General features: G+C 37.9%; 17 protein-coding genes. 8 read left to right on the plus strand and 9 right to left on the minus strand.

All coding sequences use genetic code 11. The features are described 5' to 3' along the window. The first annotated feature begins 95 nt into the window (after positions 1–95). From LZF87_RS05180 to LZF87_RS05205, 6 genes are all read left to right on the plus strand, one after another. Positions 96–2,267, plus strand: coding sequence for a S9 family peptidase (locus tag LZF87_RS05180; RefSeq protein ID WP_244342270.1), 2,172 nt, complete (start codon positions 96–98; stop codon positions 2,265–2,267). Positions 2,268–2,302: 35 nt separating this feature from the next. Further along, positions 2,303–3,994: a peptide MFS transporter gene (locus LZF87_RS05185; protein WP_244342272.1), complete on the plus strand. Its 1,692-nt coding sequence runs from the start codon at positions 2,303–2,305 to the stop codon at positions 3,992–3,994. A 71-nt stretch (positions 3,995–4,065) separates the two neighbouring features. Beyond that, positions 4,066–5,718, plus strand: coding sequence for a peptide MFS transporter (locus LZF87_RS05190; RefSeq protein WP_244342274.1), 1,653 nt, complete (start codon positions 4,066–4,068; stop codon positions 5,716–5,718). Between the two features lie 9 nt (positions 5,719–5,727). Continuing rightward, positions 5,728–7,266 carry a peptide MFS transporter gene (locus tag LZF87_RS05195; protein ID WP_244342276.1) on the plus strand — a complete coding sequence of 513 codons (1,539 nt, stop codon included), beginning with the start codon at positions 5,728–5,730 and terminating at the stop codon, positions 7,264–7,266. Positions 7,267–7,315: 49 nt separating this feature from the next. Further along, on the plus strand, positions 7,316–7,792 hold the full coding sequence (locus LZF87_RS05200) for a thioredoxin family protein (protein WP_244342278.1): 477 nt from the start codon (positions 7,316–7,318) through the stop codon (positions 7,790–7,792). A 3-nt stretch (positions 7,793–7,795) separates the two neighbouring features. Next, complete coding sequence (locus tag LZF87_RS05205; protein ID WP_244342280.1) at positions 7,796–8,284, plus strand: thioredoxin family protein; 489 nt, start codon at positions 7,796–7,798, stop codon at positions 8,282–8,284. Here LZF87_RS05205 and LZF87_RS05210 read toward each other — a convergent pair. The 4 genes from LZF87_RS05210 to surE form a co-directional block, all read right to left on the minus strand. Next, positions 8,281–10,302 carry a ComEC/Rec2 family competence protein gene (locus LZF87_RS05210; protein ID WP_244342289.1) on the minus strand — a complete coding sequence of 674 codons (2,022 nt, stop codon included), beginning with the start codon at positions 10,300–10,302 and terminating at the stop codon, positions 8,281–8,283. The genes LZF87_RS05205 and LZF87_RS05210 overlap by 4 nt on opposite strands. A 76-nt stretch (positions 10,303–10,378) precedes the next feature. Then, positions 10,379–11,491, minus strand: a complete 1,113-nt coding sequence (gene lpxB, locus LZF87_RS05215; RefSeq protein ID WP_244342293.1) for a lipid-A-disaccharide synthase — start codon at positions 11,489–11,491, stop codon at positions 10,379–10,381. Positions 11,492–11,493: 2 nt separating this feature from the next. After that, complete coding sequence (locus LZF87_RS05220) at positions 11,494–11,766, minus strand: hypothetical protein (RefSeq protein ID WP_244342295.1); 273 nt, start codon at positions 11,764–11,766, stop codon at positions 11,494–11,496. Between the two features lie 16 nt (positions 11,767–11,782). Further along, on the minus strand, positions 11,783–12,547 hold the full coding sequence (surE, locus tag LZF87_RS05225) for a 5'/3'-nucleotidase SurE (protein WP_244342297.1): 765 nt from the start codon (positions 12,545–12,547) through the stop codon (positions 11,783–11,785). A gap of 174 nt (positions 12,548–12,721) precedes the next feature. On the opposite strand from surE, the gene LZF87_RS05230 reads away from it, so the two are divergent. Further along, positions 12,722–14,893, plus strand: coding sequence for a carboxy terminal-processing peptidase (locus LZF87_RS05230; RefSeq protein ID WP_244342299.1), 2,172 nt, complete (start codon positions 12,722–12,724; stop codon positions 14,891–14,893). 52 nt (positions 14,894–14,945) lie between these two features. On the opposite strand, the gene LZF87_RS05235 is transcribed toward LZF87_RS05230, so the two are convergent. After that, positions 14,946–15,383 carry a hypothetical protein gene (locus tag LZF87_RS05235; RefSeq protein ID WP_244342301.1) on the minus strand — a complete coding sequence of 146 codons (438 nt, stop codon included), beginning with the start codon at positions 15,381–15,383 and terminating at the stop codon, positions 14,946–14,948. Positions 15,384–15,545: 162 nt separating this feature from the next. On the opposite strand from LZF87_RS05235, the gene LZF87_RS05240 reads away from it, so the two are divergent. Further along, on the plus strand, positions 15,546–16,286 hold the full coding sequence (locus LZF87_RS05240) for a DNA/RNA non-specific endonuclease (protein WP_244342302.1): 741 nt from the start codon (positions 15,546–15,548) through the stop codon (positions 16,284–16,286). On the opposite strand, the gene rodA is transcribed toward LZF87_RS05240, so the two are convergent. Genes rodA through mreC form a run of 4 tightly spaced genes read right to left on the minus strand, consistent with a single transcriptional unit; the run spans position 16,287 to position 20,917 of the window. Beyond that, the gene (gene rodA / locus LZF87_RS05245) at positions 16,287–17,543 is read right to left on the minus strand and encodes a rod shape-determining protein RodA (RefSeq protein WP_244342313.1); all 1,257 of its coding nucleotides are present in this window, start codon (positions 17,541–17,543) and stop codon (positions 16,287–16,289) included. It abuts the gene before it with no gap. Next, positions 17,540–19,594 carry a penicillin-binding protein 2 gene (gene mrdA, locus LZF87_RS05250; protein WP_244342318.1) on the minus strand — a complete coding sequence of 685 codons (2,055 nt, stop codon included), beginning with the start codon at positions 19,592–19,594 and terminating at the stop codon, positions 17,540–17,542. Before mrdA ends, rodA begins: the two co-directional genes overlap by 4 nt. Beyond that, positions 19,591–20,097 (minus strand): rod shape-determining protein MreD, encoded by a 507-nt coding sequence (locus LZF87_RS05255; RefSeq protein WP_244342327.1) that lies wholly within the window; start codon positions 20,095–20,097, stop codon positions 19,591–19,593. Before LZF87_RS05255 ends, mrdA begins: the two co-directional genes overlap by 4 nt. Next, the gene (gene mreC, locus LZF87_RS05260) at positions 20,090–20,917 is read right to left on the minus strand and encodes a rod shape-determining protein MreC (RefSeq protein ID WP_244342328.1); all 828 of its coding nucleotides are present in this window, start codon (positions 20,915–20,917) and stop codon (positions 20,090–20,092) included. Before mreC ends, LZF87_RS05255 begins: the two co-directional genes overlap by 8 nt. Position 20,918: the final 1 nt, after the last annotated feature.

The raw sequence follows: 20,918 nt of genomic DNA on the forward strand, positions 1-20,918 counted from the left end.
TGAGAGGGGGGAGGATATTTTATCCATTTAACAAATTAAATTGCGTTAATTGATAAAATTTCACTAAAATTGGGAGTTTTTTTACCATCAAATTTATGAAAAATACTTTTAAATGCCTGTTTTTGTTCGTGTTAACATCGTTTTCGGCGATAGCACAACAAAAAATTACCCTTGAAGAAATTTGGGGAGGTGCTTTCAGAACGCAGGGAATGACTGCTTTGGAAGCAATGAAAAATACTAATCAGTACACGGTACTTAATTTTGACCGTGCTACTAAATCTTCGCAAATCGATTTGTACGATTTTGGAACTTTGGAGAAGGTGGCAACTTTGATCGATTCCAAAAATTTTAAGGAATTGGAAGGGGTTGACAGTTACAAGTTCAGTAAAGACGAAAAGAAAATTCTAATCGCCAACCACACTGATCATATTTTCCGTCATTCATTTGTTGCCGATTATTTTATTTATGATATTGCATCAAAATCATTGACAAAATTAGCTGATTACAAAGTTCAGGAGCCTACTTTCTCTCCTGATGGTTCAAAAATCGGATATGTTTATCAGAATAATTTATACGTATACGATTTAGCAGCTAAAAAGCATACTCAGATTACCACTGACGGAAAGAAGAATGCCGTAATTAATGGTGTTACTGACTGGGTTTACGAAGAAGAATTTGCTTTTGTGCGTGCTTTCGACTGGAATGCAGCCAGCGACAAGATCGGTTTTATCCGTTTTGACGAATCGCAGGTTCCTGAATTTTCTATGGACATGTACCTTCAGGGATTATATCCAACTCAAAATGTTTTCAAATACCCTAAAGCAGGTGATAAAAATGCTTTGGTTTCATTGCATGTTTATGATGTGAAATCGGCTACAACCAAAAAAATAAACTTAGACAAATACAACGATTTTTATATCGCAAGAATTGAGTGGACTAACGAAGCAAACACTTTAAGTGCCCAGATTCTAAACCGTCACCAGAATAATCTGGACTTGCTGTTTGTTGACGGAAATTCAGGTGCAACCCGTGTTGTTTTGAATGAAAAAGATAAAGCTTATGTAGGAGTAACTGATGATTTAACGTTTCTGAAAGATAATAGCTTTATCTGGACAAGCGAAAAAGATGGTTTCAACCACATTTATCACTACGATAAAAATGGGAAGCTTAAAAAACAAATTACAAAAGGTAAATGGGAAGTAACTTCTTATTACGGTTTTGACGAAAAAAACGGGACAATCTTCTTCCAGTCTACTGAAAACGGTTCTATCAACCGCGATGTTTACAGTGTTAAATTAAACGGATCTTCCAAAACACGTTTAACTACACAAACAGGTACTAACAATGCTACTTTCAGCCCTAATTTCCAGTATTTTATCAATGCATATTCGAGCGCTAAAAATGCACCTAAATATACTTTGAACGAAGCGAAATCTGGCAAACTGATCAAAACCATTGTTTCCAACGAAGCTTTAGAAACTAAATTGGCTAAATACGATTTGCCTTCAAAAGAATTCATGGAATTAACCACAGAGAAAGGTCACAAGTTAAATGCCTGGATGATCAAACCAAAGGATTTCGATACAACTAAAAAATACCCGGTATTAATGTACCAGTATTCAGGACCTGGGTCACAACAGGTGAACAATGATTGGAGCAATTCTGATGATTATTGGTTTATGATGCTGGCACAGCAGGGCTATATCGTTGCTTGTGTTGATGGTCGCGGTACCGGTTTTAAAGGTGCTGATTTCAAAAAATGCACTCAGAAAGAGTTAGGTAAATTTGAAGTGGAGGATCAGATCGATGCCGCTAAAGTTTTCGGATCATATTCTTATGTTGATAAATCCAGAATCGGAATTTTTGGTTGGTCTTACGGAGGATTCATGGCTGCAAATTGTATTTTCCAGGGAGCTGACGTGTTTAAAACGGCTATTGCTGTGGCGCCGGTAACTAGCTGGAGAAATTACGATACTATTTATACTGAAAGATACATGCAGACACCACAGGAAAACGCGAGTGGTTATGATAACAATTCGCCAATCACCCACGTAAGTAAATTAAAAGGAAATCTACTTGTAGTTCACGGAACAGGCGATGATAACGTTCACGTTCAGAATACAATGAAAATGGTTGAAGCATTAGTGCAGGCAAACAAACAATTCGATTTGATGCTTTATCCCGACAAAAATCACGGAATTTACGGTGGGAAAACCCGCTTACAGTTGTACACAAAAATGACCAACTTCCTTAAAGAAAAATTATAATAGCTAACTAAAATACAAATACCAAAAACAAAAAAATGAGCGAAAAAGAAGTAAAACAAGGACATCCAAAGGGGCTTTGGGTATTGTTCGGAACCGAGATGTGGGAGCGTTTCAATTTCTACGGAATGCGAGCATTATTAACTCTGTTCCTGGTGAATTCATTATTAATGAAAGAAGCTGATGCTTCATTAATTTATGGTGGATTTTTGGGTCTTTGTTATTTAACGCCTCTTTTAGGAGGTTTCATCGCCGATAGATTTTTCGGAAACAGAAACTGTATTCTTTTAGGGGGTATGATGATGGCTGTAGGACAATTGTTGCTTTTTACAAGTGCAACAGTTTTTCCAAACAATCTTTCTTTAGCAACCACTTTAATGTGGAGTGCGCTGGCCATTATTATCTTCGGTAATGGATTCTTCAAACCGAATATTTCCAGCATGGTGGGAAGTTTATATCCAAAACAGGAAAAAACAAAATTGGATACTGCGTTTACCATTTTCTATATGGGAATCAATATCGGTGCTTTCTTAGGTCAGTTTATCTGTCCGTTTGTGGGTGACGTTAAAGACCGTGGCGGGGTGAGAGATATTCATGCTTTCAAATGGGGATTCCTGGCAGCAGCTATTGCGATGGTAATCGGAACTCTGGTGTTCTTCTTCCTTAAAAATAAATATGTGGTTACTCCGGAAGGAAAACCAATCGGAGGCGTGCCTTCAGGTCATGATTCAGGAGATTATGAAGAAGGTGAATCACAAAAAGCACATTTCACGCCAATGTCCTTAGGTATTGCGGTTTTAGCGTTCTTTGGTTTATTTTTTACGTTCCATTTTTTAACGGAAGGGGATAACGTTGTAAAAACAATTATCTATCCAATTATTTACGCGAGTGGTTTAACATTGGCTGGTTTGATTTTATCGGATAAAACCCTGACCAAAGTGGAAACACAGAGGATCTGGGTAATTTATATCGTATCATTTTTCGTAATTTTCTTCTGGGCTGCATTCGAGCAGGCAGGATCGTCATTAACGTTCATAGCTGATAACCAAACCGACAGAAACTTCTTTGGCTGGAACATGCCGCCTTCAATGGTACAGATTTTTAACGGTTTATTCGTGGTAATGTTCGCGGTTCCGTTCAGCTTACTTTGGGATAAATTAAGAAATGCTGGTAAAGAGCCAACGTCTCCATTCAAACAGGCAATGGGATTAATGTTAATTGCAATCAGTTACTTTATCATTGCTCATAACGTTAAAGATTTAGGGAACAGTGGGTTGTTAGCGATCTATTGGTTAATCTTATTGTACTTGATTCAAACGTTTGGTGAATTGTGTTTGTCTCCAATCGGACTGTCATTGGTAGGGAAATTAGCTCCAAAACGTTTCGCTTCTTTGGCTTACGGGGTGTTCTTTATTTCGAATGCTGCCGGATATGCCTTGTCTGGAACATTAGGGTCGATTTTACCTGCAACAGGGGACAAATTCAAAAAAGCTCAGGAATTGGGAATTAACCTTCAGGATGTCTTGGATAAAAAAGTGGTTCCAACAGAAGCACAGTTAAAATTATTGACGGATAATCAAATCAGTGCAGAGAACCCAGTTTTTGCTGGATTTGAGATTCACAATTTATACGAATTCTTCATGGTATTCGTTGTATTGTGTGGTATTGCGTCAATTATCTTATTCTTAATTACTCCGATACTTAAGAAAATGATGCACGGTGTAAAATAATCACTTTCAAAAATATTTTATATCTTTCAAGCCCGTAGGAAAACCTACGGGCTTTTTTTAATTAAATCATTATGAGGAATAAACATCCTAGAGGATTACTGTTTTTGTTTTTTACCGAAATGTGGGAGCGTTTCGGGTACTATTTAATCATCGGAATTTTTGTTTTATACATGATCGATCCGGCTGCGACAGGCGGGATGGCGTTCTCCGATAAATATGCCGATGACATCTTCGGAACCTATATCGCCTTGACCTATCTGACCCCTTTTTTAGGAGGCTACCTTGCCGACCGTGTTTTGGGTTACTTTAAAGCGATTTATCTCGGAGGATTCCTGATGGGATTGGGTTATATCGGATTAGGATTTCACAATACCACCGCTTTTTATGTGTCGATGGCACTTATTATTGTAGGTAACGGATTTTTTAAACCGAGTATTTCAACGCTGGTTGGGAACTTATATTCCACCGATGAATACAAAGCCAATAAAGATGCTGGATACAATATTTTCTACATGGGGATCAATATCGGGGCGTTCATTTGTAATATCATAGCCGCTTTTATGCGTAACCAATACGGATGGAGTGCCGCTTTTATTACGGCGGGTATCGGAATGTTTATTGGTCTTATCATTTTTACTTTGGGGAGAAAACATCTGCACAGTGCCAATGTGATGAAACCGGTTCAGGAAGGAGATATCAGTTTGGGTCGAATTCTTGGAATGGTTTTTTTACCGGCCATTATTTGTGGGGCTATAGGATGGATGATTCCGGATAATATCTTCAAAAGTGATTCGACAGACGCTTTCATTTTCGCCTGTATTCCTATTATCGTTTTTTATGTTCGATTGTATCTTAAAGCGAATCATGAAGACAAACGTCCGCTAGGCGCTTTGCTGGCAATCTTTGCAGTTGGAATGTTGTTCTGGGCGGTTTTCAAACAGAACGGTACAGCCTTAACGCGTTGGGCAAACTATTATACGGATCGACAGGTTACCGGTTCTACAGAACAGGCATTGTCTTCTATTTATCTGGTAGATAAAAAAGATTTCCAGACCAAAGAAGTTCAGAAATACGACAACCAGTTTCAGGCTGAAAAAGACGAAGCTGGAGAACCAATTAAGGTTCAGGGAAAAGATGTGTATTTTACCAATATTTCCAATGAGCAGCGTGCCGAACTGGAAAAAGATCCCAATCAGACGGTTTCATTAATCAATACCGAATTGTTTCAGTCGGTCAACCCTGGTTGGATTATTTTGCTGACACCTGTTGTAGTGGGATTTTTTATGTTTATGCGCAAAAGAGGCAAAGAACCTTCAACGCCATCAAAAATTGTTCTTGGATTATTCATTTCCGCATTATCCTGTCTGTTTATGGTGGCAGCGGTTTATATCGGAAGTAATGGCGCAGTTAAAGTATCGCCGCTGTGGTTAGTGGGTACTTACGGTGTTATTACTATCGGTGAATTGTGTTTGTCTCCAATGGGACTTTCGATTGTTTCCAAGCTAAGCCCGCCGCGATTGACTGCACTGATGATGGGAGGATTCTTCTTGTCTATTTCCATCGGAAATAAATTATCAGGTGTATTGGCAAGCATGTGGTATGATTACGAGAACAAAGCGAATTTCTTTTTGGTAAACTGCCTGTTGCTGTTGTTCGCCACTTTGTTAGGGTTGTCTATCCTAAAACGTTTGAATGCCGTAATGAAAGAAAAGGGATTAAATTAATAAGTTAGTATGAGTTCAACAATAGACGAAGTTCAGGATTTCAAAGGGATAAAGGTGGACGATATCCAGAACTTTAAAGGGAAATACCCAAAACAGCTTTGGTATTTATTTTTTAGTGAGATGTGGGAGCGTTTCTGTTTTTACGGAATGCGCGGAATGTTGGTGGTCTTTATGGTTAGCCAGCTGATGATGGATGAAAAAACAGCCAATCTGCAGTATGGTGCGACTCAGGCATTCGTTTATGCCTTCACGTTTATTGGAGGGTTGTTCGCCGATAAGATTTTAGGTTACAGAAAGTCATTGTTCTGGGGAGGATTGCTAATGATTGCCGGGAGTATTATTTTGGCAGCGGATCCGAAACAGTTCTTTTTCTTTGGAATCAGTTTCACCATTATCGGAACTGGTTTTTTCAAACCGAATATCTCCACTATGGTAGGTAAGTTATACAAAGACGACGATCACAGAAGGGATGCCGGTTTTTCTTTGTTTTATGCAGGGGTGAATTTAGGGGCCTTGATTGGTGGTTATATCTGTATTGCCGTTGCTAACGGTAATATGTTGGCTTCTTATGTTCCGCAACATTTGCGCTGGAATGTAGCCTTCGGATTTGCAGCAATCGTAATGATTATAAGTTTGCTGACTTTCACCCAAACCCAGAAAAGTTTAGGAGAGATTGGTTTGTCTCCATTATCTCATTTGGAAATTTCTAAACGAAGAACATTTGAAATTGCTACCTACGTAGGTTCTTTGGTAATTATTCCGGTTATCATGACGATGGTGGCCAAAACGGAATATACAGACTATTTTATGTTTGTTATCGGACCTGCTTCGCTGTTGTATCTGTTCTATGAAATGCGTTATTTTTCTTCAGCAGAAAATAAAAAGTTATTAGCTGCCTTGGTGTTTATCATCTTCTCTATTTTTTTCTGGGCCTTTTTTGAGCAAAGCGGCGGTTCCCTGAGTTTATTCGCAGCAAACAATCTGCACAATACAGTGTTGGGAGTGAAACTGGATCCTAACGGAGTAAATAATTCGGCGAATTCGTTATTCGTAATTGCTTTTGCAGCTTTGATCGGAATGGTGTGGTTGTGGATGAACAAACGAAAATTCGAACCTAATACAGTTGTAAAATTCGGATTGGCATTTCTATTCCTGGCAGGTGGTTTCTATGTGTTTTATTACACAAAATTCTTCGCGGATGCTTCTGGGAGAACATCCTTGGATCTGTTCACATTCGGTTGGTTCATCATAACCTTTGGGGAATTGTGTTTATCTCCAATCGGAATGAGTGCGATGACCAAATTGTCTCCTCAAAAAACACAAGCGGTTATCATGGGGATGTGGTTCCTAGCTAGTGCGTACGGACAGTATTTTGCAGGATTGTTAGGGGCTAATATCGCAGAGGCTTCTGAGAATGCAACGAACCTTGAAAAGTTAAATGTGTATGCAGACGGTTACCAGCAATTGGCTGTGTATGCGGTGATTGCCGGAATTGTATTGATAGCTATTTCCCCGTTCGTGAAAAAATTAATGCAGGACGTTAAGTAATAATCGGCATTATTTTTGTTATTTAGTAGCTGATTTAAAAAGGGATACAATGAAAAAGATACTTTTAGGATTACTTATCTGCTTAAACACGTTAGTCTTGTCGGCCCAGGAAGGCGATTTGACATGGCATACCAGCATCGATAAAGCAATGGAGGTTTCCAAAAAGGAAAAAAAACCGATGATGTTGTTTTTTACCGGAAGCGATTGGTGCGGTTGGTGTGTTCGTTTGCAAAAAGAAGTTTTTTATAAAGAGGAGTTTGTAAAATGGGCAAAGGAGAATGTGGTTTTGGTGGAAGTTGATTTTCCTAGAAAAAAACAATTGGAACCCACTTTACAGCAGCAAAATTATGCTTTACAAAATGCCTTCGGAGTTCAGGGATATCCAACCGTTTGGTTTGTGAACGCCGACATCAAGGAAGGAAAAACAAATTTCACCCAACTTGGCAGAACAGGTTATGTTGCCGGAGGACCGGAAGCCTGGATTTCAGGAGCAGATCAGATTTTAACAAACAATAAAAAAGGATAATAAATGAAAAAAATACTATTTGCCGTGCTTTTCGTTTTAGGAAACCTGGCAGTTCAAGCTCAAGATGCAGTAGGTAAAGAGATTAAGTGGATGACTTTGGATGAGGCATTAAAGCTTCAGAAGGAAAAACCGAAAAAAGCAAAGCCAATTTTCATGGATGTGTATACCGACTGGTGCGGACCGTGCAAGATGTTGGATAAAAATACTTTTCATGATCCTAAATTTGTAGAATACATCACTGAGAATTATTATCCGGTTAAATTTAACGGAGAAGGTAATTTTGAAGTGACTTACAAAGGAAAGAAGTACGCGAATCCGGGATATGACCCTAACAGGAAAGGACGAAATTCGGTTCATGAGTTTACCATGTTTTTGCAAGTACAAGGGTATCCGTCAATGTATGTTTTCGATAAAGCAGGGGAAGTGAAAAACCCGATAGTAGGTTACCTAACCGCCGATCAGGTAATCGAAGAACTCAAGAAGATAAATTAATTTTCAATTTTATAGAATCCCTTTTCTGCGGTAGCGTGAAAAGGGATTTTTTTTGTTTCGCACGTGGATTTCCATCGGTTTACATAGCTTTTGTAATTCGTGGCATCCGCTATTACTGCTTTCGGATGAATAGTTTCAATTACACGATTCAAATTTACTTTCGGCGATTGGATCAATAACAAAATGTCCGGTTTCTGGTTAAGTGAATAAATGCCGAGACTGTCAATAACTAAAATTTTTCGGTTATCATAAAACAATACATTTTGAAGTGGCTGCACTTCTAGAGTCTGATTGAAATTGCCGCAGCTATAGGCTTTCAGGTTTTTATTTTCCTTCGGCAAACTGTCGTTAGAATATACACGGATTTTGTCATTTCGTTTCTCTGCCAACAATGGACTTTTTTTGTTGTTGAAAACGATAAATTCGCTTCCTTGTTTGGATTGCCACAGCGTGAATAAAATCAAAATCTGAAAGACAAAGGAGCTGCTTAAGAATAAAATGAGTCTTGAATATTCTTTTTCGTATAACCAAAGTACGATAGCGGTAAGCATCAGATAAAAAATCAGCAATAACGAAAATGAAAACGGAATGTCTTTGATTACAAATGTTTTAAAGGACGCAATCCCGGCAATGTACTGATTCATTATTTCGATGGCAAATCCGAGTAATTTTCCTAAAATGATTGCCAAGCCCGACGCAATGAAATTAAAAGCCAATACAGTAATTCCCAAAATCAGTACAAAACTTGATAACGGAATCACCACAAGATTCGCCAGGAAAAAGAGCAAAGGAACCTGATGAAAGTAGTACAGACTCAGTGGTAAAACCCCGATTTGCGCTACAAATGAAATCGTGAGAAGATCAACAAAATAATTGACCAGTTTGAATCGGGAAGGTTTGAATGCGCTGTAGAAAGGTTGCAGCCAAATGATAGAAAAAACTGCAATATAACTTAACTGAAAACCCACATCGAATAAGAAATTCGGATTGCATAATAGGATAATCAACATGGAAACAGCCAGTATATTATAGATGTTTCCTGATCGGTTAATATATAGACCGAAACTGATGAGGCTGAACATAACGACAGAACGTACTGCCGACGCCGATAAACCAGACAAGAAGGCGAATATCCATAAAAAGGCTATTATGATTATGAATTGCAGCAGTTTTCCTTTTTTAAAATGGTTTAATGGTTTGAGAATGAAAAGCAATAATGCATATAATATTGCAATATGTAAACCTGAAATAGCCAAAATATGAATGACACCTGCATTGGTGTAGTTGTTCGACATTTGGCTATCCATATCCTGTCGTTGCCCTAAGAGCAGTGCGTCGATGATGAGATTGACATTCTTTGGAAAATGATGGATTTCAAAGCTGTTCAGTAATTTATTCCGATAGGTTTCTACATAATAGTCAAGATTGTGATTGGTCCCCGTTTTTAGATAAGTTCCAGAGTTTAAATTTAGCTGATGGAATACATTTTGTTTTTCCAGATAAGATGCATAATCAAATTGGTAAGGATTAAATGATTTTGCAATAGGGGACAATTTACCTTTAAGAAATAACTGATCTCCGGCGTTGAATTGTTTAGCCTGGACTCTTTTAGGAACAGTCAAAAGAATTTTTCCGAAGACTTTTTTTTCGTTTAACCGGGTTATTTTGAAATAATATTTTTCTGCATAGGTATTGGGTTTAAGTCTTTCCGAGATTGTGCCCTTTAATATATCGGCATCAGTTGTAGAATAACTGTAATGATTTTTATAGCCGCGATGATCATGAAGCGAATGCGTCAGCATACCAATGCAAAAAGAGAGCAGACAGGTAGAAAGACTGAAGTAAATTTTTTGAAAAAAATGCTTATTGGATAGTCGGAAATGAATTCCGAAAACAATTAGTATTATAAGGTTTGATACCGCAATCCATGCCGTATCCAGTCGCCAATAAAAATTGACAACTATGCCAAAAACAAAAGACAAGGTGATTAAAAATGTAGGAAATTTTATTATTTTCATACCAACGAAGATAGTCGGAACGAAACAAATAAAAAAGAAAATTCCTACATTTTAATAAAATTTAATTAACACTAAATTATTTTATTGCAGTATAAATCAAATGAGCTGTTTTTTCGCTGGCTCCTTCACCACCCAACTTCTCTTCAAGCAAATCATAATTGCTTAAAATTTTGGTGCGGTATTCTGGGTTTAGCAACTTTTCAAGTTCGGTTTTGATCTTTTTCGGATTGCATTCATCCTGAATCAATTCGGTCACGACTTCCTTGTCCATGATTAAATTCACAAGGGAAATGTATTTCAGGGTGATAATCCTTTTGGCAATCTGGTATGAAATCCAATTTCCTTTGTATAAAACAACTTCCGGAACTTTAAAAAGGGCGGTTTCCAAGGTGGCGGTCCCTGAAGTTACTAATGCAGCATGAGAGACACTTAGTAAATCATAGGTTTTGTTGGAAATAAAATGAACCTGATCGTTGGTTAAAAACTGTTCGTAAAAAGAAAACTCCTGACTTGGCGCTCCCGCAATCACAAACTGATAGTCTGGGAAGTCTTTCATCACGGCGAGCATTTCAGAAAGCATTTTTGAAATTTCCTGTTTTCTGCTGCCGGGCAAAAGTGCTATTATAGGCCTTTCGTCCAAACCGTTTTCCTTTTTGAATTGGGTTGCATCGGTTTTTTGGCGGTTGTGAATCGCATCAATCAGCGGATGTCCTACAAATTCAACCGGGAAATGGTGTTTCTTCTCATAAAAATCTTTCTCAAACGGAAGGATTACATACATTTTGTCGACATCGCGCTTGATGGCTTTGATGCGGTTTTCTTTCCAGGCCCAAATTTGAGGTGAAATATAGTAATGATTTTTAATGCCGAGTTTTTTAGACCATTCTGCTATGCGCATATTGAACCCCGGATAATCAATATAGATAATCACATCGGGCTGAAATTTGAGAATATCGCTTTTGCAGATTTTAATATTGTTCAGGATGGTCTTTAAATTCATTGCCACTTCGGCAAAACCCATAAAGGCCAAATCCCGATAGTGTTTTACCAAAGTGCCGCCGGCCTGTTGCATTAAATCGCCTCCCCAAAAACGGATTTCCGCCTGTGGATCCTCTCTGAAAATGTTTTTCATCAGATTAGAACCGTGTAAATCACCCGAAGCTTCGCCTGCAATGATGTAGTATTTCATTCTTATATGATTACCGTTAGAATTGCCAAAAGTATTGTCGCCAAAATTACGCCTCTGGCCATTAATTCTTTCTCGAGTTTTAATAAAATAAAGAAAGCGATTAAGTTAAAAATAGCGCCAAGAGTGATTAATTTTCCCATTAATCCCTGAGCGCGAACCATTTTAACATCTTCCAGAGAACGGGCATCGGCAAAAAAATATAAAAATAATATACAGCCTATTGTAGCTGCCAGTAATCCGATTAAAAAACCAATAAATAAATCTTTTTTATCCATTTTGTAATTGTTGCTGTTATTCTAATTCCCAACTGTTTAACTGCTGAATGGCATGATGCGCCGTAAAATCAAACTGAACCGGGACTACTGAAATATAATCGTGTTTCAATGCCCATTCATCGGTGTCTTCTCCTTTGTCTAAATTCACGAATTCACCGGTAAGCCAGTAATATTCTTTTCCTTGCGGATTTGTTCGTTTGTCGAATCGTTCTTCCCAAACGGCTTTCGCCTGGCGACATACCTTAATTCCTTTTATGGGCTTTTTAGGTAGATTAACATTCAGTACAACACCTTCGGGCAATCCTTTTTCCAGGACTTCCAGAACTATTTTTTTAACATAAGGTTTAACTGGTTCAAAATCAGCACTCCAGCTGTAATCCAAAAGGGAGAAACCGATAGCGGGAATTCCTTCGATACCTGCTTCTACGGCGGCCGACATGGTTCCGGAATAAATAACATTGATGGAAGAATTGGAGCCGTGGTTGATGCCCGATACGCATAAATCTGGTTTGCGCTTCAAAATTTCATGTACCGCTATTTTAACACAATCAACTGGTGTTCCGGAACAAGTGTATTCGTTTTTCAGTTCTTTATCGATGGAGACTTTTTCAAGATGAAGGGTATTGTTGATGGTAATGGCATGTCCCATGGCTGATTGCGGGCTGTCGGGCGCCACTACGATGACTTCGCCAATTTCTTTCATTACTTCAATCAGTGCACGGATGCCCGGTGCAGTTATGCTGTCGTCATTCGTGACTAATATCAAAGGTTTTTGTGTCATTCAGGCATTATTTTTTTACTTTCGCTAAAGTAAGCAATTTCTAAATGCATGCTGGTACAATTTTTGACTTCAATTCGCAGTACTGAAGTTTGGTACGAGGAAACCTTTAACAAAAAATTATTGGAACATTAAGAAAGGGGCTTCCTTTTTTATGTAATTTAGTGAAAAATAGTAATGAACACTTTTTGGCAGTTTATGAAGAGAAATTATAAGATTGTATTGTTGATAATGGCTTTATCAGCGGTACTATGGAGTTTTATGCCTAGTAAAAAAGAGGATCCGGAAAAAGATAAACTTTTGCTGGAGTTGCTTTCTTTTGTGCTGGAAAAAGGGCATTATGACCCAATAGCGATGGATGATACATTTTCAAAAAGTGTTTATAAGGAGTATATAGATGCTATTGACCCTTCCAGACGTTTCTTTGTGCAGTCGGATATAGATGAGTTTAAAAAGTACGAAACTCAGATTGACGATATGATAAAAAACAAAGATTTGCGATTTTTTGAACTGACATACAGCCGTCTTGTGGAGCGTATGGGAGAATCTAAGAAAATATACAAAGAAATTCTTGAAAAACAGTTCGATTTCAACAAAGAAGATAATATCAATACGGATTACGAAAAATTGCCTTTTTCTAAAAACAAAGCTGAATTGAAGGAACGTTGGGAAAAACAACTAAAACTTTCTGTTTTGTCTTCAATTACTGATAAGTTGAAATTAGAGGATGATAAAAAGAAAAAGGATCCGAATTACAAAGCAAAAACATTCGCCGAATTAGAAGAGAATTCACGTGAAACCACAATGAAATCACTGAATGAATATTTTGAATTTGTTGGTGAATTGGATAGAAATGACTGGTTTTCAGTGTATTTAAATGCAATTGTGGAACGCTTCGATCCGCATACGTTCTATTTTGCTCCTGAAGAAAAGGATAAGTTTGATATCAGTATGAGTGGAACCCTTGAAGGTATCGGTGCTCGTTTGGTTAAGAAAAATGATATTACCGAAGTATCCGAATTGATCCCTGGTGGACCGGCATGGAGAGGAAAAGAATTAGAGCAAGGTGATTTGATCCTGAAAGTAGCCCAAGGAAACGGAGAGGCTGTTGATGTTGTGGGAATGCGAATCGATGATGTGGTTAAAAAGATAAAAGGTAAAAAAGGCACCGAGGTACGCTTAACTGTTAAAAAAGTTGATGGTACAATAAAAGTGATCAGCATTGTCCGTGAAGTGGTAGAATTGGAAGAAACCTATGCGAAATCAAGTGTGGTTAAAGACGGTGGTAAAACCTATGGAATTATTTATTTGCCGAAATTCTACATCGATTTTGAAAATAAAGATAAAAGAGATGCCTATAAAGATGTGGCTCAGGAAATTGAAAGACTGAAAGCCCAAGGAGTAGAGGGTATTGTTATGGATTTAAGAGACAACGGTGGAGGTTCGCTTCAGACAGTTGTGGATATGGTTGGATTGTTTATTGAAGACGGACCCGTAGTTCAAGTGAAATCCTCCGGAAAGAAAAAAGATATTTTATACGACAAAGATTCACGTGTGCAGTGGGACGGTCCTTTGGTAGTTATGGTGAATAATTTCTCGGCTTCGGCATCTGAAATTTTTGCGGCTGCTATTCAGGATTACAAACGCGGAATCGTAATCGGAAGCAAGCATACTTACGGAAAAGGTACCGTGCAAAACGTTATTGATTTGAATCAGTTTGTAAGAAGCAGTTCTTTTGGAGACCTTGGAGCATTGAAAACGACGACTCAAAAATTCTATAGAATAAACGGAGGGTCAACGCAAAGAGAAGGGGTGCTAAGTGATATTGTTATGCCGGACAGATATTCGTATATCGAAATGGGAGAACGCGATGTTGACAATGCAATGCCATGGGATAAAATTGACGAAGCGCCTTATAAAGTTAGTAAAACTGCTTCTTTTGATGATGTAATCTCAAAAAGCAAAGCCAGAATGGCAAATAGTTCACAATTCAAATTGATTGATGAGAATGCAAAATGGATTAATGAGCGTAAGGACATCAACACTTACAGTTTGAATTTTAAAAAATTCAAAGCCGAAGAAGATGCTGTAGAGTTGACAGCTAAGAAATTCAAAGCAATTACAGATTACAAAAATACTTTGAAGTTTACATCGTTGCCATACGAACAGGAAATGTTTAAAAAGGATACGGTGCTTGCTCAGAAAAGAGAAAGATGGCATGAGAGTTTAGCCAACGATGTTTATGTTGAAGAAGCAATGCATATTCTTTCGGATATGAAATCAACTTCTGTAGCAAAAGGAACTATCAATTTGAAAGATAAAAAAGTTAAATTGGTAGAGGCAAAATAAAGTATCTCTGACATGTATAAAAAAAGCCATTCACATTTGTGAATGGCTTTTTTTATTTCATTAGTTTGTCTAATGCTTTTTGTTCTTTTTCCAGCTGACGTTGGTATTTTTGTTGTTTCTCGGCAAGTTTCACAAGTTTTTTTCTCGCTTTTAGTTCCTCATCCGTATCTAATTTACCTTTTTCCATTTTTCGGTCAAATTTTGTCTGTTCGTCTTCCAGTTCTTTTTTGGAGTCTTTCAGTCTGGCCTTGGCTTTTTCAACATCTCTCTTCGCATCGTCGAGCTTTTCTTTTTCTTTTTCTTTTTCTTTCAGCTCTTTATCCATTTTAGCCTTTTCTTTTTCAGCTAGTTGTTTTTCTTTTTCTGCATCAACTGCGGGTATTTCACCAACGTCGATTTTCTTTTCGACTGGTTTTACGGGCTCTTGTGAGAATCCCAGTTGGAATCCTAATACAGCCATTATTACGATTATATTTGTCTTTATTTTCATAGTGACTTATTTTGAATTAATACCTTTACAAATTTATTAAATATTGTATCATAAAATTAGCAATTTGCGATAAATCTTATAGAATTGATTGTTATGAAAGTTTTTAGTTTGCTTTTAGTATTATCATGTTTTTTGTGTGGTCAAAATGAAACGGAATCCACAATGACCAAATCAGATCCTGTGACAGGAGATGCTATCAGGCAGGAAAGAATTAAAACTTATTCGACAGCTCCTTCATTTAATTTTTATCCAACATCTTCAACGGGAACCATTGTTCATCGTGATGGCTATTCCTTTTCGTATTCGGAAAAATTTGAACAATCTGAATGGGTGGCTTATGAATTGTCGACGAAAGATTTTTCAAATGGAGATTTCAAACGTCCTTATTTTGTTCAGGATCCAAAAGTAAAAACCCAGTCAGCAGACTGGAGAAATTATAAAAAATCGGGATATGATAAAGGGCATCTGTGTCCGGCCGCCGATAGAAAAAGGTCCTATCAGGCTTATGTGGAAACCTTTTTCACATCCAACGTAACTCCACAACAACATGATTTTAATGACGGTGTTTGGAATCGATTGGAGGAAAAGACGCGTTATTGGACAAAAAAATATAACGGACTTTATGTTGTGACCGGAGGCGTGCTCAAGGGCAATATGAAAACAATCGGTAAAGAGAAAGTGGCCGTTCCGAATTATTTTTACAAAATACTAATGACTAAAGACGGCAAGAAAATGATTGGTTTTCTGGTTCCACATGAAAAATCTGATCTTCCTCTGTACGAGTTTGTTGTTTCTGTAGATACTATAGAAAAAATGACCGGAATCGATTTCTTTCCAAAATTATCTGATGAAAAGGAAAAACAGTTGGAAAAGGCTTCCGATTATAAAAACTGGAGTTTTTAATTACCATTCATTCACCTTATTGGCGTCCATTTTAATAAAAATGTAGAGCATTATTGTAAACGCCCAAAGACTCGATCCTCCATAGGAAAAGAATGGAAGTGGTACTCCAATGGTTGGGAATAGTTTTATAAGCATTGCTATATTTACCATAAAGTGGGTAAATAAATAGGTGGCAACGCAATAGCCATATATTCGGCTGAATTTCGTTTTTTGCCTTTCGGCCAGATAAATGATACGGAGAAAGAGACATACAAACAGAAAAATGACCGCAGCTGCGCCAACAAAGCCCCATTCTTCTCCTACTGTTGTGAATATATAATCGGTGTGTTGTTCAGGCACGAAACCTCCTTTGGTTTGTGTTCCTTCAAGGTATCCTTTTCCAAACCAACTGCCTGAGCCAATGGCAATCATCGATTGGTTAAGGTTATAACCTTCTTTTTGCATGTTTACGTCTTCGCCAATCAATACGTTGATACGGTCTTTTTGGTGAGGTTCCAATACGTTTTCATAAACATAATCCACCGATAAAACCATACCGGTGATGGCTACAAACAGAACGGCGTAAATGATCGGGTTTCTGGTAATTCTCGCATTCAAAATGAAATGAATGATCATAACTACCAATACAAAACCGATAAGGAATGTTGGTTTCACAATCAATGCAAGTATAAATAGTGCTATGCCGATAAAACCTGTCCAAAGATACCAACTGGGCAAACCTTCTCGATGAAGAACGAAAACCAGCGAGAGGAAAATCATAGCACTTCCTGCATCGGGTTGCATTAAAATAAGTAATACCGGAAAGCCGAAAACAGCCAGCGCAATCAGTTGGTGCTTAAAGAGTTTTAAGTTGATTTGAGTGTCGCTGACCAATTTTGCCAACAAAAGGGCCGTGGCCGTTTTTACGAACTCGGAAGGCTGAAAACCAAAGCTCCCGAACTGGTACCAGTTGGTTTGTCCCTTAATCGTTTTACCAAATACGAATAAACCTAACAGTAAAAAGATTCCCAATATATAAAAGACGGTGGAGTATTTTTCAAATATTTTAGCATCCATGGATAGGATCACCAAAATCAACGGAATGGCCATGATTATGAAAAGCATCTGTTTTCCATAAATCTGTGTCAAATCGAAAAAGGAAGTCTCTTCAAGAGGCAACGAAGCGGAATAAATATTCATCCAACCCAAAATCACAAGTATGGCGTAGATGAGTACCGTAATCCAATCGATGTTATTTACAACGCTTTGATTTTTCATTTCTTCTCCGACTTCTGTTTTTTATTGGTAGTAACGGTTGTTTTTTTATCCGTACCCGTTGTTTTTACGTTTGGATTGTTTTTTTGAGGACTTTCTTTTTTCTCTTCTTTTTTAGCGCTGGATTTACTATTTGCTTTTTTATCTTCTTTAACCTCAGTTTTTTTGTCATCCTCGACCTCTGTTTTTTTCTCCCAATTAGGATCGACATAAAAACCATTGATAACTTTGTCATATTCGGCCTGAAGGCTGCCTTCTAGCATGCGGCGTTCAAGGTCAACGCGCGTGATAGTGTCTTTCTTGATGTATTTCTCAATCATCAAACTCGATATCGGAGCTGCCCAAGTTGCACCGTAGTGACCGTTTTCAACTAATACTGCGATAGCAATTTTAGGATCGTGACGCGGAGCAAAAGCAACGAAAACAGAGTGGTCTTGTAGCTGAACGCGTTTGCCGTTAATTTTGGTAAAGTTTTCCGCGGTACCTGTTTTTCCGCATATTTCTATTCCTTCCACGCGCACTCCGGCGGCGGTACCGTGGTTGAATACGTCAAACAAACCATTTACTACAGGTGTGAAATATTGCTTGTCAATCGTAGTGATGTGTTTAGTACGGAACTTTTTGTCGATTTGCTGCCCTTTGATCTTTTTAATGATATGAGGAGTGTAATAGTAACCTTCGTTGGCAACGGTGGCCATCATATTAGCCAATTGGATAGGCGTCATCAAAACCTCTCCCTGCCCGATTGAGTTCGAAATAATGGTTGAACTTCTCCAACCGCCATTAGGATACCAACGGTCATAGTATTTAGAGGTAGGGATGTGTCCCTTTCTTCCGGGCGGTAAATCATATCCCATAAAATTACCTAAACCAAAACTTTTCAGGTGGCCGCTCCACGCATTTACTCCGAATCGTGGTTTTTGGTATTTATCTATTGTTAGTTTGTATACGTTTCCAAAATAGGCATTACAGGATTTGTAAATTCCGACATTCAGATTGCGCACGCCGCCTCCGCAGTGGCACTTCATAAAAGAGCCACGACCATAAGACCACCCGTGACCACAGGAAAATTGCGTATTTTCATCAATAACACCTTCCTGTAAAGCGACTAAGGCGGTTAATATTTTAAAAGGTGATCCGGGCGGGTATTCGGCTAATAACCCTCTGTCAAACAAAGGCATGGCAATTGAATCATTATACAAAGCTGTATAATTTTTAGATCGTTCTCTTCCGATTAAAATGGCTGGGTCATATGATGGTGCTGTAACTAAGGCTAAAATTTCGCCTGTTTTCGGTTCAATAGCCACAATTCCGCCTCGTTTATTTTTCATTAAGGCTTCACCGTATTTCTGAAGTTCGGCATCAAGGGTTAATGTAATGTCTTTTCCCTGAACAGCAGTCGTATCGTAAATGCCTTCTTTGTAAGGGCCGATATCTTTATTGAAACGATCACGCTGACGGTATTTTACACCTTTGATTCCGCGTAAAACCTCTTCGTACATTTGCTCCACTCCCTGCATTCCAATCAAGTCACCGCTTTTGTAGTACGGATTCTTTTCTATGATAGCATCGTTTACCTGAGTGATATACCCAAAAACATTGGCGCCCACTTCGACCTGATAATCACGGAGCGAACGTTTTTGAATGTAAAAGCCCTCGTATTTTCTGATTTTTTCCTGAAAAGCGGCATATTCGTTTTTATTAAGCTGAGCTAAAAAAACAGAGGGAAGTCGGGGACTGTATACCTTAGCTTTTTCGATTTTCTTAATAAACTCGTCTTTGGTGATCTTCAGTATGGTGCAAAACTCTAAGGTGTCAAGGTTTTTTATCTCTTTAGGGATAACCATGATGTCATAAGAGGGCTGGTTTGCTACCAAAAGAGTTCCGTTTCGATCATAAATATAACCGCGCTCCGGATAATCGTATACTATTTTAATAGCATTGTTGTCTGATTTCTTGATGTAAGAATCGTCTAATATCTGCAAATAGAAAAGCCTTGCTATCAGCACTACTGCTATAACAATAATAAAACTGGGTAAAAATAGCTTTCTCATCGCTTGCTTGGCTTAATCAAATAAATAATTATAAAGCAAAGTAACAGTGTAAACGTTGTTGATAACAAAGTTCGCCATAAAATTTCCCAAAAGAAATTAAATCGGAAGATTTCTAGAAGATATAACACCATGTGGTGTAATAATACTGCGATAAGAATAAAAGAAAAGCGTTCCGGGGAAAACTTGTCGGCAATTTTAACGGTTTGGTATTCATAACTGACACCAAATGAAAATTTAAAAATCGAAGGTCTGATGAATGCCAAGACTAAACAGGCAGTAGCGTGCACGCCTCCCGAATTAAGAAACATATCCATGGCAAGACCAAGTAAAAAACTTGCAGTAAGCAATCCGGCTCTGTTGCCGTTTACAGGATATAGGATTATAAATAAAATGTAAGGGAAAGGATTTACGAACCCTAGAAAGTTAATGTTGTTAAACAGCACAATCTGAAGGGCCAGCAAAGCCACAAACCGAAAAATATTTAGGAGAAAAGTGCTATTCATCAGGTTTTGTTTCTTCTTCTAATTTAATGATTTCCTTTCGTTTTACATTTTCAATCACATAAACGTGACCTAAATTTGTCATATCGTTGAACAAACGGATGTTGATCGTGTAATAGTTTGTTGCTTTGTCGATAAATATTTTGTCAATTTTGCCAATTGGAATGTTTTCAGGGAAGATTACCGAACGACCTCCGGTTACTATGGTGTCTCCTTTTCGGACACTTGCCAGCCTTGGAACGTCAATCAGCTGGGCATAACCCACATTTTTGGCATTCCACACTAAAGAGCCGAAGTGATTCGACTTTTTTATCTTGGCATTGATTTGTGATTTCAGGTTTAGAATACTTTGTACCGTTGAAAAATTCTCACTTGTTTTTTCAACAATGCCAACAATACCCAAACTGTTCACTACACCCATATCGGGTTTAATGCCTTTTTTGTATCCACTGTTAATGGTGAGGTAATTCTCCGGTACATTGAATGAGTTATTGATCACCTTCGACTGGATCACTTTGATGTCTTCATAACCCCTTGGAATCAGTTCGGTAGAAGCAATAACGGTATCAGGTTTGTTGTAGAGTAATTGTTTCAGATAAGCATTTTCCTTGGCAAGGTCGTTGTTTTGCGTACGTAAATGAAAATATTCTTTCACATTGTTGATTCGCTGGTAAACCCCTCCGGTCACATCATTAGCGGAACTTACAAATTGGCTTCTGTGATAAGAATGCGATTGAATTGTAAGTGTTAACGATGTTGTCAAAAGCAGCAAAAACAGCAATCGGATGCTGTTTTTAAATATAAAATTAATTATTTGCTGCATG

The sequence above is a fragment of the Flavobacterium enshiense genome, assembly GCF_022836875.1.
Lineage (GTDB): Bacteria > Bacteroidota > Bacteroidia > Flavobacteriales > Flavobacteriaceae > Flavobacterium > Flavobacterium enshiense_A.